This is a genomic window from Coraliomargarita algicola (assembly GCF_033878955.1).
GTDB classification, from domain to species: domain Bacteria; phylum Verrucomicrobiota; class Verrucomicrobiia; order Opitutales; family Coraliomargaritaceae; genus Thalassobacterium; species Thalassobacterium algicola.
On record NZ_CP138858.1, the window covers coordinates 2380643 to 2393948 of the forward strand.

At 53.4% G+C, this 13306-nt stretch carries 13 protein-coding genes; 7 read left to right on the top strand and 6 right to left on the bottom strand.

What is annotated here, in order from left to right; all coding sequences use genetic code 11:
• Positions 1–17: 17 nt before the first annotated feature.
• The 4 genes from secG to SH580_RS09465 all read right to left on the bottom strand — a co-directional run bounded on the left by secG (position 18) and on the right by SH580_RS09465 (position 3949).
• Entirely contained in the window at positions 18–536 is a 519-nt protein-coding gene (gene secG, locus SH580_RS09450) for a preprotein translocase subunit SecG (RefSeq protein WP_319834748.1), read from the bottom strand.
• Positions 537–669: 133 nt separating this feature from the next.
• Positions 670–1659, bottom strand: coding sequence for an RluA family pseudouridine synthase (locus SH580_RS09455; protein WP_319834749.1), 990 nt, complete (start codon positions 1657–1659; stop codon positions 670–672).
• 457 nt (positions 1660–2116) lie between these two features.
• The gene (locus tag SH580_RS09460; protein ID WP_319834750.1) at positions 2117–3214 is read right to left on the bottom strand and encodes an outer membrane beta-barrel protein; all 1098 of its coding nucleotides are present in this window, start codon (positions 3212–3214) and stop codon (positions 2117–2119) included.
• A gap of 147 nt (positions 3215–3361) precedes the next feature.
• A complete protein-coding gene (locus tag SH580_RS09465; protein WP_319834751.1) occupies positions 3362–3949 on the bottom strand; it encodes a tol-pal system YbgF family protein in 588 nt (195 codons plus the stop codon).
• A 128-nt stretch (positions 3950–4077) separates the two neighbouring features.
• On the opposite strand from SH580_RS09465, the gene SH580_RS09470 reads away from it, so the two are divergent.
• Entirely contained in the window at positions 4078–4458 is a 381-nt protein-coding gene (locus SH580_RS09470; RefSeq protein ID WP_319834752.1) for a DUF423 domain-containing protein, read from the top strand.
• A gap of 86 nt (positions 4459–4544) precedes the next feature.
• The gene (gene tal, locus SH580_RS09475; RefSeq protein WP_319834753.1) at positions 4545–5501 is read left to right on the top strand and encodes a transaldolase; all 957 of its coding nucleotides are present in this window, start codon (positions 4545–4547) and stop codon (positions 5499–5501) included.
• Positions 5502–5607: 106 nt separating this feature from the next.
• Here tal and SH580_RS09480 read toward each other — a convergent pair whose 3' ends face one another.
• Positions 5608–6150 (bottom strand): hypothetical protein, encoded by a 543-nt coding sequence (locus SH580_RS09480; RefSeq protein WP_319834754.1) that lies wholly within the window; start codon positions 6148–6150, stop codon positions 5608–5610.
• A gap of 387 nt (positions 6151–6537) precedes the next feature.
• On the opposite strand from SH580_RS09480, the gene SH580_RS09485 reads away from it, so the two are divergent.
• The 4 genes from SH580_RS09485 to glyA are packed head-to-tail and all read left to right on the top strand — an operon-like array spanning position 6538 to position 10677.
• Positions 6538–6999, top strand: a complete 462-nt coding sequence (locus SH580_RS09485; protein ID WP_319834755.1) for an acyl-CoA thioesterase — start codon at positions 6538–6540, stop codon at positions 6997–6999.
• 15 nt (positions 7000–7014) lie between these two features.
• Positions 7015–7800, top strand: a complete 786-nt coding sequence (surE, locus tag SH580_RS09490; RefSeq protein ID WP_319834756.1) for a 5'/3'-nucleotidase SurE — start codon at positions 7015–7017, stop codon at positions 7798–7800.
• A gap of 38 nt (positions 7801–7838) precedes the next feature.
• Complete coding sequence (locus SH580_RS09495; RefSeq protein WP_319834757.1) at positions 7839–9353, top strand: hypothetical protein; 1515 nt, start codon at positions 7839–7841, stop codon at positions 9351–9353.
• A 40-nt stretch (positions 9354–9393) separates the two neighbouring features.
• Positions 9394–10677 carry a serine hydroxymethyltransferase gene (gene glyA, locus SH580_RS09500; protein WP_308949158.1) on the top strand — a complete coding sequence of 428 codons (1284 nt, stop codon included), beginning with the start codon at positions 9394–9396 and terminating at the stop codon, positions 10675–10677.
• A 245-nt stretch (positions 10678–10922) separates the two neighbouring features.
• Here the strand turns inward: glyA and SH580_RS09505 are convergent, their stop codons facing one another.
• On the bottom strand, positions 10923–12479 hold the full coding sequence (locus SH580_RS09505; protein ID WP_319834758.1) for a PhoH family protein: 1557 nt from the start codon (positions 12477–12479) through the stop codon (positions 10923–10925).
• A 133-nt stretch (positions 12480–12612) separates the two neighbouring features.
• Between SH580_RS09505 and rnc the strand changes: the two genes are divergently transcribed.
• Complete coding sequence (rnc, locus tag SH580_RS09510) at positions 12613–13302, top strand: ribonuclease III (RefSeq protein WP_319834759.1); 690 nt, start codon at positions 12613–12615, stop codon at positions 13300–13302.
• Positions 13303–13306: the final 4 nt, after the last annotated feature.

Here is a 13306-nt window from a genome sequence, read left to right on the forward strand (position 1 = left end):
CGTTTTCTTAAATTGCATTAATTCGTGGCGGGCTGCAGATCACTCGCAGCGGCATCGACGGATTCGACAGCCTCTTGGACCTGAGCTTCAATCTCAGCAGCACCCGCTTCTACAGACTCGACAACTGCGTCCGAAGTTCCCTCTACCTTATCAACCGCAGCAGCAACATCAGCAGTCACAGCCTCCGACACACCCGCAGATTCAACCACCTCGGTAATTGTTTCCGCTACAGATTCCTCTTCCTTAGCAGAAATCAGCGTGCTCATATCCACCTCAGCAACTGCATCCGCAGCCTGCGCCTGATAGAGTAGATAAAGCCCCAGCGCGACTAAGAAGAAAGCAATAATTCCATAAACCGTGCCCTTGGTCAGAATATTGTTTGTATCCGAACCGAAGGCAGACTCCGCAGCTCCGCCACCCAGCGCAGCTCCCATACCGCCACTCTGACTGGTGCGCTGCATCAGCACGATTAAAATGACAAATGCCGAAATCAGCAAAAGGACGAGAGTTAAAAGACTGATGAGTAATGTGCTCATAATGGTAAGCCGTTGATAATGAGAAAAGCAGGGTAAAATGCCTAGCCTGCGACTGAGTTCAAGCGAAAAGGAAGGATTGAACGTCGAACATCAAACGTACAGTGGTAAATGGCGAACAAATCACATCTCCAGCCTAGAGCTTCCCCACACGTAAACGCTCCTCTAGCATCTGCATATCGCCGGGAATTTTAGACTGAAACTTAAGCTTCTTGCCACTAACCGGATGTATAATACCAATCGTCGCAGCGTGTAGCGCCTGTCGTTTAAAACCATAAGGAAGCTTCGCCCCCTTCTTTGCCACCGCCTTCTGCGTGCTCGGGTGATAAATACGATCCCCCACCAGTGGTAGTCCATTGGCAACGGCTTGAATGCGAATCTGATGCTTCAACCCCGTCTCTAAGCGAATGCGTAGCTTGGAAACATGGTGACGCTCAAAAACCTCTTCCACCTGATAGTGTGTAATCGCCTGAGTCGCCCCATCCGCGGGCCCGTCAACCAGTTGCTGATTATAACCACGCTCATCCAACTGCAAGTAATTCGTCCAAGTGCCCTGCGGCTCGACTGCATCCCCATCGCCATAGGCAATGTCCTCACGCAGAAAATCATGACTCCGCAGCTGCTTAATCAGATTCTGTCTCGCAGTATCATTCAGCGCCACGCACAAGAGACCACTGGTATATTGATCCAAACGATGGACCGGAAGTGGCTTCACTGCGTCGGGCGAACCAAAGAAACTGCGTCGCGTGGCCTCACCACGTGAATCATTCAAATAGTTGGCCAAGACCTCAATGGCCGAAATCTTCCCCTGCTTCTCCGTCGGAACCGAAAGCAAGCCCGACTCCTTATCCACAATCGCCAAATCGCTATCGAGGTAAACCAAGACCAGCTTTGGATGAATCCGCTTGCGGTGCCCCCAGGCCACGGCCGACTTTTCTGGCGTGCCGAGCGTCAAGGAAGCGCCCGGATCTGACAAACGCAGCCCCGCCTTCGTCACAACACGCCCGTCCAAGCAGAAGCGCCCCGACGCGATCCACTCCTTCAGTCGCTTACGTGGGGAATCAGGGCATAGCCGCGCCGCCCAATCAAGGAGCGTCTTTTCGTTTTGGTTAGAGTCTTCTGTCATCAATACACAGTGCGCCAAGTCTAGCGCAGGCAAGCAAGCTCATTCAGCCAAAGACCTAAAGACCCGGCTAGCGTCGCATCGCCACAACCAATTGAATCCCGTTGATGACAGCGAACTCGAGTCAGCGAGATCTCGGGGAACGTCGAGCATCCAACGCTCAACATCCAATGCTGAATTCCAAGACGCGCCGACGCGACCGGCGTCGCATCGCTACAAAAAAACTGCACCGTAGCGAGGTCTCGAGGAACGTCGAACATCCAAGGTTCAATGTTGCACTCAAGGACCCTACAGACGCGACTGGCGTCGCGTCGCTACAAGCAACTGAATCCCGTAGCGAACTCGCGCCAGCGAGGTCTCCGGAATCTCGCGAAACCAGACACACATAAAAAAGCCCCCTCGGCGAACCGAGAGGGCTTTGAAAATAAGATTTCTTTACGATCTAATTTGGTAAACCAAATTAGAAGGAGAAGATAAGCTCAACTGCACCTTGAAGGCCGTCGAAGTCATCACCTGCGAAAGCAGCGTTGTCTGTGTCGAACTCACCGTCAACATAGCTAACTTCAGTCACAAGGAAGAGGTTATCTGTGAAAGCATAACCGTGAGCCAATGTGAACTTCATTGCATCAGCTTCAAGATCGACTGCTGTGCCAGCAACATCGAGGTCAGCTTCATGATCTGTGTATGTGAAACGACCTGTGATAGATGCTTGATCGCTGTAAGCGAAGTTAGCCATCAAGAGGAATTGAAGCACTTCTTCGTTAGCTGCAAAAGTATTTGCAGAAGTACCGAAGCCAGCGTCGATAGCTGTTTCAACACCGATTGCACCCAATGTAGCACCCGACTCCAAGTCACCGTAGTTGACTTCAGCAGCGAAGATCCAAGCACCTGTTTCGAAAGTAACGTATGCGTTGATTGCGTAGTTGTCTACGTCATCACCATTCTCGTATACACCACCCAAGAAACCAGTGAGGCCTTCAGCGAGGATCACAGAACCAGCAGCTTCAACAGCGTATGTCGAATCGGGGTTACCACCGAATGCGTCGCTACCGTTGTCGTAAGCTTCGTCTTGAAGAGAAAGACCGAAGAATGTAGTGTCTGATTCGTGTGTGTATTTAACACCTTGTGCATAGCCAGGAAGCACAGATGTATCACCGATCAACATATCGTATCCGAAGGAATACTGATACAAACCAGTTGGCTCAAATGCTTCGAAACCGAGCATAGAAGCGTAACGACCTGCAGTCACTGCGCTGCCACCATCCATGTGGTATGTAACGAACGCTTGCTCAACTTCTGTTGTGGAATCATCATTGTCTTCGTAATCGAAGTCAATTTGAGCTGTAACAGTGTCGAAATCGAACAACCAGCTGATCTCAACCTGATCGATTGCGAAGCTGTTTTCGTTACCCTCATCACCAGCGAACTCGCTGTCAGTGTGAGTGTAAGACATATCTACGAAGCCTTCGAAAGAAAGGAAGTCGTTTACAACGATTTCCGCAGTCGAAAAGCTAGAAGCTGCAACAAATGCAGATGCGATAGCAATTTTGTTTTTCATATTGTATGTTTGTTTTTGTGTTTTGTTTGTTTGTTCAACCTCAGCCATACCAGCGAAAGTGCTCACACGATTGAGGTTAAAAGTAATTTAGCTATAATTATGTCCGATCCAATCGATAGCAAATAATAGCCAATAAGTTAAGAAAACTTAGGGTAAACGCTGCCTTGTAACCGCACTCTTGTTGACTGCGGGTGCCGCACTAAAGTCAGGCTTTTCGACCGCGACGACCTTCCCCTTTTTGAAAGAAATTTTACCATGCATACCACTACTGGTATCGCGCAGGCTGGTTTCGTACCAATACACTTTATCGACGCGCGGCTTAAGAGAATCTACGGAACGTGGCGGATACCCTAGCAATTCGATGACCTTCTCCTCTGTCACACCGCGCTTCACCCCGTCCCATTGCTCTTCCTGAGTCCAACGAAGATTGCGCCACGCACTACCGGCAAGAATGTCGAAAGTAGCACCATTCCCTAAGATCGAAGCTTTCGAACTCCCAGAAGACGCAACAGTATTAACCGTATTAACCGTATTGGCCGCCAAGACCTTAACCTCCTTAGTCTCTTGCTCTGTGTCCGCTAGACGCTGTTCCAATTGGAGGAGACGCTGTTCGAGCTGCGCAATGCGAGCTGCATCTGAACCAGAACCTGCATCTGCGAAAGATGACTGCAGAGGTAGGGCAAGGGAGACAACAGATGCCGCGAGGGCAGATAAATTAAATAAACTGATACGCATATTTTCCCTCACCTTCATGGTTAGTACCGAAATTAACGCAAGTAAAAAGTATGCCCTGCAATGGAAAGGAACGGCACTCTTAGAGAAAAAATTGACCCGTTAGACATCGACCAATACCACTGACTCTTATGAGCACTCAGCGTACATTTATACTACTCGCCGGCCTATTTGCCCTGACCGCCGTCATACTAGGAGCCTTCGGCGCCCACGCCCTGCAAAGTCGACTGGAATCCGCTGACACACAAGCCACCTGGGACACGGCGGTGAACTATCAAATGTGGCACGCACTGGCTCTCCTCACCTTAGCCAACTATACGCTCTCGGGACGCACCTTTAAGGTCGCCCTCTACTGCCTAAGCCTGGGCATCCCACTCTTTTCAGGCTCACTTTACTGGCTAGCACTCGACGGCCCTCGCTGGCTGGGGCCCATCACACCGCTCGGCGGCCTGCTATTTATAATTGGCTGGGCTAGCGTCACCCTAGCCGCATTCAAAATGAGAAATGAATAAGATTGGAGCTAGCCATGTGTTAAAGTCATGCAAAACCCACAAAACAAATTTGCCCCCAATAGCTTCCCATGCAAAGTATGCCGTCTATGTCAAACACACTCGATTCCCTCAAAGAACTCACCACTGTAGTCGCAGATACTGGCGACTTTGAAACACTCGCAGCCTATACGCCACAGGATGCGACCACAAATCCGTCGCTCATCCTCAAAGCACTGCAAAAAGCGGAATATGCCAGCGTTTTAGACGACGCCATCGAGTCCACAAAGGAATCCACAGCAACTGGCGAAGAACGTATCGACCTCGTCATCGACCACCTACTGGTCGGCTTCGGCCTCAAGATTCTAGAGATCGTGCCAGGGCGTGTTTCGACCGAAGTCGATGCCCGCCTGTCTTTCGACACAGAAGCCACCGTAGCCAAAGCACGCGAATTGATCGCTCTTTACGAAGCCGCAGGCATCCAGCGCGAGCGCGTGCTGATCAAAATCGCATCCACTTGGGAAGGCATACGCGCTGCTGAAATACTACAGAAAGAAGGCATACGCTGTAACATGACACTCCTCTTTTCGCTCGCCCAAGCCGTGGCCTGCGCCGAAGCGGGCGCACAACTCATCTCCCCCTTTGTCGGACGCATCCTAGACTGGTATAAAGCCAACACCGACACCAGCTACGACCGCTCCAACGACCCTGGCATTCTAAGCGTCAAGGAAATCTACACCTATTACAAGAAGTTCGGATATGAAACCGAAGTTATGGGAGCCAGCTTCCGCAACCTCGGCGAGATCTTGGAACTGGCAGGCTGCGACCTACTCACGATCAGCCCGAACCTACTGGAAGAGCTACAAGGAATGGACGAAGCCGTCGAACGCAAACTAGACGCTCAAAGCGCCAAGAGTGCCGACATCGAGCGCCTGGACGTAAGCGAGAAATCCTTCCGTTGGCTCATGAACGAAGACGCCATGGCGACCGAAAAGCTCTCGCAAGGCATCCGCGTATTCGGTCAGGACATGGTCAAAGTGCGCGAAATCGTAGCGAATAAACTGTAGCGACCTCGCGCTAGCGAGGTCACGGGGAACGCTCAACATCCAATGTTAAATTCCAGGCCGCACGGACGCGACTGGCGTCGCATCGCTACACCCAATTTCCCAACATTTACGCGCTCAAATGCTTCTGGTAAGCCTTCCAAAAATCTTCCCAGAAGTGCACCTTCCTCGGGTCCAACTTAGGATATCCTGGGAAAAGTGCACCCGCATAAGGCCATTCCCGCCAGTCTTCAACCAGTTCAGCCCGCTCGGCGTTACGCAGAATATAAACAGCCACAGGCGCAAATGCTTCGCGAGAACGATCGGACTCACGCAACACACTCTCATAAGGTTGGTGCTGCAGTTTTAAAGGCGACAGCAACAGGTTCCACTCGCGTCGCATCCAACGAATGGCTGCCCGTTGTTGAGCTCGAACATCATATCCAACCAACAGAAAATGACCATGATCCGGCATCAGGCAGTAAGCCGGGCAACATAAAAACTCACGAGCGAATGCGTGTAGGCAAATCTCACGCAAAGCGGCATGATGGACTGGATCTAGCCAACCCGTCGCCTGGCCCTTCAAACACATCGTCCAATGGACAAAACTAATGCCCTCGTAATAGCTAGAATCCAGACGCCTCAAGCCACCCTTATATTCTGGCTCGTCCATGCAGATAGGCTCCAGAAATCCGATAATAACTCAAGCCTAAAGGAGCGAAGATAAGGGACGCGACTGGCGTCGCATCGCTACAAAAAAAACCGGCACTGTAGCGAACTTGCGCTAGCGAGGTCTCGAGGAACGCCGAACATCCAACGCTCAACGCCCAATGTTGAATTCCTGGCCGCACAGGACGCGACTGGCGTCGCATCGCTACAAAAAAAACACGGCACCGTAGCGAACTCGCGCTAGCGAGGTCTCGGGGAACGCCGAACATCCAACGCTCAACATCCAATGTTGCATTCCTGGTCCGCTCGGACGCGACCGGCGTCGCATCGCTACAGACAAAAATGACTCCTAAGATTGCCTTTCGCGTCAGCAACGGCATCACTGCCACGCATGCCTTACGAACACACTTCCACCCGCCGTATCGAGTTTTCGGAAACCGACATGGCGGGACTTGTCCATTTCTCTAATTTTTTTAAATATATGGAGACGGCTGAACGCGACTTTTTCGAAGCAGCCGGCGTGGACCTCATTCGCACCAAACCCGGCGAACTGGTCGGCTGGCCACGCGCCCGAGCGGAGTGTAAATTCTCTGCACCACTACGCTTTGGCGATACCATCGACATCCATCTCGCAGTCAGATCGGTTAAAGATCGAGCCATTGATTACCAGTTCCGCATCTTCCGCCGTAATCCAGACGGCTCCCGCACACAGGCTGGTAAAGGACATATGACCACCATTCTCGCACAACTCTGCGAAGACGGCGCGCTCAAATCAATAGAGCTACCCGACGACGTGCGCGCACGCATCACTGAAGCACCGGCCGAAGTGCTCCAACGACCTAAGGGGGTTTAAGCCCAATATAAACCAATGAAACCACACGCACTCATCACCAACGACGACGGCATCCAGTCCGCCTTCCTTCACCGCCTCGTCGAGTCGCTGCTCCCGCATTTTCGTGTTTCGGTGGCTGCGCCTGCCTTCGAGCAAAGCTGGACCGGACGTTGCATGACTCGCCACGGCGAGATTGAAGTCATCGACAGCCCATCCTATTTCGCAGATGGCGTGCAGGCTTGGGCCATTAGCGGAACCCCCTCAGACTGCGTCAATATAGCACTGGGTAACTTACTCCCCGAAAAGCCAGACATTGTGCTATCGGGTATCAATATCGGGTTTAATACCACCGAAACTTTAATCCTCAGCTCGGGCACAGTCGCTGGTGCGATCGAGGGCGTGTTATGGGATTTACCCGCGATTGCCTTTAGCCAGAGCGTCCCCAACCACCTATTCGACTCCATTCGCGATGCAAATGGTCAAGGCAACGAGGCCTTCAATGCATCACTGAAGGAAGCCGCAAACCATGCCGCCCAAATGGCGCTCGACACGCTCCAAGACAAATCCGCCTATATCGGCAGCGTCATCAACATCAACTTCCCACTAGAGACGACAGCCGATACGCCCGTCGTCGAAACCTTCCCAGCCAAGCTACAACTCGGTAGCCTCTTCGCTGAAACGAGCCCAGGCAAATACAACTTCCGCTACTCGGACGGCACTGTAGTCGATCCACACCCAAATTCCGACCGTGCAGTGCTCGAAAGTGGGCGCATCAGCCGCAGTCTACTAAACTTCTCCCGAATCGGCAGGCCTCACGAATAATTCTTGCCTGTTGTGACTGTGAAAAATAGGCACTAGATATGATTTCATTCTCCGCGCAGAGATGCACACTAATTTTCCGATCCTTGGCCGCCCTCTTCTGCGGCCTGCTGATCTCCAGCCTACTCAGCTTAAACGCTCACGCACAAAGTAGCGACGAGCTCTTTCGCGGCACTTGGCAAATCGAGACTCCGAACCAAGGCACCCTTGTCATGATCGTAAAGGGGCAAGGTCGCGCCTCTTACTTCTGGGGCGACAACAGTGACCGCAGCGTCTACCAAGGCAACTGGACCAGCACCGAAGAAAGCGCCACTCTCCGATGGTCCGACGGCAGTCAACATCGCATTCAACGTGACAAACTCGGCTTCGTCATCATCCATATCGACAACAGCGGCTCCGAGCGCTACAGCGCCAAGGCCCAACAAGTGCCCGCGGAAATCCTCGGGCAGTGGGCCAAACCTCCCGCCAAAGAAAATGCACTCGCCTCGGATCGCGACAGAGCCAAGGGCTACTTCGGCATCTGGAAAATCGGCTCCGATGACGCATCCGCCGAGTACGTATTCATCGAATCAGATCGCTCCGCGGCCACCACCGCGGGCGCCCAAGGTGGCTTACGCGGCTCTTGGGCCAAACAAGGCAGCGAACTCCACATCGCCTGGGACAGTGGACAATACTCGATCCTTCGCCCCAATAAACGTGAATTTAGCTATAAAATCATCGAGCCCGGACAAATCATTGAAGACGACGAGAGCGAAATGCGCCCCGCAGCCCGCACCATCGAAGACAAAGTGCCCAGCGCGTGGATGGCCAACTACAAAGCAGAGCGCACCGTCCACACCGGCGGCATCGCCTTTTCCAGCCGTAAAAACGCCCTCGCCTTCTACCGCGGCGACTGGATCATAAAACTCTCCGAAAACTCATTTGAACGCGTCGAAATCGCTCGCTTCGGCAATCTCAACACTTCCCTCGACCGCAACCTCGAAGGCGACTGGAAGATGCAAGGACAAGACATTTTCATGCGCTGGGACGACGGCATGCGCAAAATCTTAAGCCCCATCGGCCGCGGCTTCGTGGTCTACGAATACAAACCAGGACGTCCACTGGATGGGGTGCCCACACGCACACGAGCCGCCACCCCCACCGACAGCAGCAAACTCGCCGCACACTTAAAAGGGCGTGAAGATGTAGGCCAACAAATGATTCATCTCGCCGAAGCCGCTGGCATCGACGCTGCCCAACAACAAGAGGCGGGCTGGGGACGCACCTTTGCACGCTGGGCATGGCCCTTCGGTGAGAATGAAAGCGCCACTTCTCCCGACGCCATGCTGGCAGCTGAATACGAAGGAACTCATGTGAGCGACCCATGGTGGTGGCCTTTCTGGAGCGAAAAAGCCGCAGCCACAGCACCCGATAGCACTACCGATGTCGAAACTGCCGCGGCCACAACTGCCGTAGAAACACCCGCTCCAAGTCCCGACGCCGCGCCCCCAACAGCCGAGCCAGAAGCTCCCACTGCGAAAAAATCCTCCGCCCGCGAATGGATCTGGCCCTTCTAAACCAACCTCGCCCAAGCACTATTTTCAAACCACTCAAACAATGAGCACAGCAACATCCAATCCCGCCCTCAACGCCAACCCGATCGCCGCAATCGATCCTGAAATCGCCGCCGCCATCGCTGCGGAGCGTCAACGCCAAGAAAGCCACATCGAGCTCATCGCGTCGGAAAATTTCACTTACCCAGCCGTCATGGAAGCTCAAGGCAGCATCCTGACCAACAAATACGCTGAAGGCTATCCCGGCAAACGCTGGTATGGCGGTTGCGAACACGTCGATGTCGTCGAGCGCCTCGCCATCGAGCGCGCCAAAGAACTCTTCGGCGCAGATCACGCAAACGTGCAGCCCCACTCTGGCTCGCAAGCTAATTTCGCAGTGTACACCTCCGTGCTCCAACCAGGCGACAAGGTGCTGGGCATGAACCTCGCCCACGGCGGACACCTCACACACGGCAGCCCCGTCAATTTCTCGGGCAAACTCTACGAATTCGTGCAATACGGCGTCGGCGAAGACACCGGCCTGATTAACTACGACGAACTCGCTGCAGTGGCCGAAAAGGAAAAGCCCAAAATGATCACTGTAGGCGCATCCGCTTACTCACGCATCATCGACTTCGAACGTATGGGCGAAATCGCTCGCTCCGTCGGCGCCTATCTCTTCGCCGACATTGCTCACATCGCAGGGTTGGTTGCCGCAGGCGTTCATCCTTCTCCTGTGCCACACGCCGACTTCGTCACCACCACCACGCACAAGACCCTACGCGGCCCACGTGGCGGCCTGATTCTTTGCAAAGCGGAGCACGCAAAAATCATCGACTCTGCAATGTTCCCAGGCGGCCAAGGCGGCCCGCTCATGCACGTCATCGCAGCCAAAGCAGTCTGCTTCGGTGAAGCCCTCAAGCCCAGCTTCAAGGACTACGCCGCTCAAATCGTCAAAAACTCGCAAGCACTCGCGGCAGCCATGATGGAACGTGGCTACAAGCTCATCTCCGGGGGCTCCGACAATCACCTCTTCTTGGTCGACCTACGCGAAAACCTGCCTGACCTCACAGCCAAGGTCGCGCAAGAGACGCTCGATCGCGCGCACATCACTTGCAACAAGAACACCGTGCCCTTCGAGACACGCTCTCCTTTCAAAGCATCCGGTATTCGCCTCGGCACACCGGCGGTCACCAGCCGCGGCTTCGTTGAAGCCGACATGGTCACCATCGCCGACTGCATCGATACCGTGCTGAAAGCCATCGACACCGACGGTCTGGACGCAGCACTCGAAGACGTCAAAGCACGCGTTGCTGAGCTTGCCGCAAAATATCCACTGCCTTACTAAGGCAGCGCTTATAATTTAAATCCAAGGCGGACCTGCGAAAGCAAGTCCGCCTTTTTTATATAACTTGGGAACGTTGAACGTCCAACGCTCAACTTCCAATGTTGAATTGCACCGCGCACGGACGTGACTGGCGTCACATCGATACACCTCAATCTGTAGCGAACTCGCGCCAGCGAGGTCTCGGGGAACGTCGAACGTCCAACGTTGCATTCCAGGACTCCACAGACGTGACTGGCGTCACATCGCTACAACAGATCTGCCGCCAGGTCCGCCAACTCGGAGCGCACACCTGTCGCTAATTCCAAGTGAGCAGTGATCTCCGTGCCCTTCAGTCGCTGCGCGGTGTGCACCAATCCATTGGACCACGCATCCAAGAACATACTGTCCACTTGATACGGATCCCCGAGCAGGATCACCTTCGAGCCCTCAGCCATGCGGCTGACAACTGTCTTGGCCTCATGCGGTGTTAGATTCTGCGCTTCATCGATAATAAAAATCGTATTCGAGAGCGAACGGCCGCGAATGAAGGTCATAGCTTCCACCTCGACCATGCCGTAATCAAATAGGAACTGAAAGGGCTTGCGCGGCTTATTATCCTCTTCGGCGCTCTCCTGCTTTGAGGGCTGCTTAGCCAGTTTCGCCATCGCCTTCTTGCGCTTACGCGTCGAGGTAATCCGGTTAATGTGCGAATCCTCATTGGCGGGCTCTTCCTGCTTCACCACCTTGCGATTACTGAAGAGCACTTCCAAATTATCAAAAAACGGCGCGATATAGGGTGCCATTTTTTCTTCCAGCGTCCCAGGCAAGGCGCCGGTATCTTTACCAATATGCACCAGAGGACGCGTAATAAAGACACGCTCATATAAGTTGTCCTCTCCGATGGTTTGAAACAGTGCCATCGCAATCGAGACCAGAGTCTTCCCCGTGCCCGCCTTACCACTGCAGGTCACGAGCTTAATATCTTCATCCAACAACGCATCCATCAGCATCCGTTGCTCTGAATTGAGCGGATGAATACGAATCCCTTTGGGAATTTTCACCCCCACATCCGAGCCTAGAATTAAGGCATCGATCTGACCATCGCCTCGGTAGCGGGCTGGCTCGCTAAACTCACCATTGCTGATGTAAATATACTCATTCAGATACAAGTGACTGGTCAGCTCAGGCGAGAGGTCGACCCCCTGCTCTTCCAGAAAACGCTCATAGTCCGCATCCTCCACTACGATCGTCTTACAACCACCGCCCAGTTTGGCAGTGGTCACCTTGTCATTCATGTAATCCTGCACTTCCAAGCCGAGCGCAATGCCCTTGAGTGCCATATTGGCATCTTTGGTCACTAGAATAACACGACTATCAGGACATACATCCTTAAGAAAAAAGACAGACGCCAAAATCCGGCTGTCCATTTTCTCCATATTTACCAGCGTAGCCTTCAGTCGGTTGAGTCCTTCGTTCTCACTCTCGCCAGTTACCATGTAATCATTGATCACCACCACCAAGCGCCCGCCGTTCGGCAGGTCCCGGCTCAGCGCCGAGCTGCCCTTACCATTGAGTTCCGGCGGCGTTTCCAAGCCTTCGTCAAAGAGCGCACGCAAGTCGCGGTGTATTTTACGTGCGGAAAACCCGAGCTCCCCGGGAGCCGATTTCTTACCATCGAGTTCCTCCAAGACCTCGACTGGAATCGCAATCGTATTATCCTCAAATTTATGGAGGCACTGCGGATCGTGCAAAAGAACATTAGTATCGAGGACAAAGATCTTGGCCTTGGACTCGGAGGACGTGGGCGATTTTTCTTTTAACAAGGTATTTGTATAAATGAGAGCGAAATACAATTCCGGTATTTGCAGCCGGACCGAAATGAACTAGAACTAAGCTGAATTGCCCCCTCCTCCAGCGCAAGCGGTAAACCGACATCGCCGAACTTTTTCACATAAAATGCACAGCTCCAACCAAATCTTCGAACCGATCACTCAACACAGTTTTCAGGATGAAGCCTTGCTCAGACTCGCACTCACCCACTCCAGTTGCGATCGAGCAACGGGCGATAATCAGCGTCTGGAATTTCTCGGGGACGCCGTGCTCGACCTGGTGATCGCCGAAACACTCTACCAAAAGTTCCCACAGGCCGACGAGGGCACACTCGACCGCTCACGCGCCAGTATTGTCAATGGTAAATCTCTCGCGCGTGTCGCACGCAGCAATGATCTCGGCAAATATCTGGAAGTCAGCGAAGCGCATCGCCAACATCAGGCCGAACCGAGTAAGGCGATGCTCGAAGACGCACTCGAAGCACTCATCGGCGCCGTGTACCTCGACGCCGGCCTCGACGCGGCACGCCAAGCAATCCGCCAGCTCTTCGGCGATCAGATCGAAGCCATCGAGCTCACCGCCAGCAGCCAAAACCCAAAAGGCAAATTACAAGAGTGGTCGCAAAAACACCACGCCGGCGAAGTTCCCCGCTATCAAGAATTGCCCGCCGAAGGTCCGGACCACGACCGTCACTACAACGCCGCCGTTTTTCTGGGAGACAAAGAGCTCGGGCGTGGCACCGGTAGCTCTAAAAAGACCGCCGAAGCCAATGCCGCCCAAGCCGCGCTCAAGCATTTAGAGTCATTCAACAGCTAACGCA

Bases quoted from the DNA above. Each gene is read 5' to 3' on its own strand.
- secG (WP_319834748.1), bottom strand. From the start codon at position 536: ATGAGCACATTACTCATCAGTCTTTTAACTCTCGTCCTTTTGCTGATT.
- SH580_RS09455 (WP_319834749.1), bottom strand. From the start codon at position 1,659: ATGACAGAAGACTCTAACCAAAACGAAAAGACGCTCCTTGATTGGGCG.
- SH580_RS09460 (WP_319834750.1), bottom strand. From the start codon at position 3,214: ATGAAAAACAAAATTGCTATCGCATCTGCATTTGTTGCAGCTTCTAGC.
- SH580_RS09465 (WP_319834751.1), bottom strand. From the start codon at position 3,949: ATGCGTATCAGTTTATTTAATTTATCTGCCCTCGCGGCATCTGTTGTC.
- SH580_RS09470 (WP_319834752.1), top strand. From the start codon at position 4,078: ATGAGCACTCAGCGTACATTTATACTACTCGCCGGCCTATTTGCCCTG.
- tal (WP_319834753.1), top strand. From the start codon at position 4,545: ATGTCAAACACACTCGATTCCCTCAAAGAACTCACCACTGTAGTCGCA.
- SH580_RS09480 (WP_319834754.1), bottom strand. From the start codon at position 6,150: ATGGACGAGCCAGAATATAAGGGTGGCTTGAGGCGTCTGGATTCTAGC.
- SH580_RS09485 (WP_319834755.1), top strand. From the start codon at position 6,538: ATGCCTTACGAACACACTTCCACCCGCCGTATCGAGTTTTCGGAAACC.
- surE (WP_319834756.1), top strand. From the start codon at position 7,015: ATGAAACCACACGCACTCATCACCAACGACGACGGCATCCAGTCCGCC.
- SH580_RS09495 (WP_319834757.1), top strand. From the start codon at position 7,839: ATGATTTCATTCTCCGCGCAGAGATGCACACTAATTTTCCGATCCTTG.
- glyA (WP_308949158.1), top strand. From the start codon at position 9,394: ATGAGCACAGCAACATCCAATCCCGCCCTCAACGCCAACCCGATCGCC.
- rnc (WP_319834759.1), top strand. From the start codon at position 12,613: ATGCACAGCTCCAACCAAATCTTCGAACCGATCACTCAACACAGTTTT.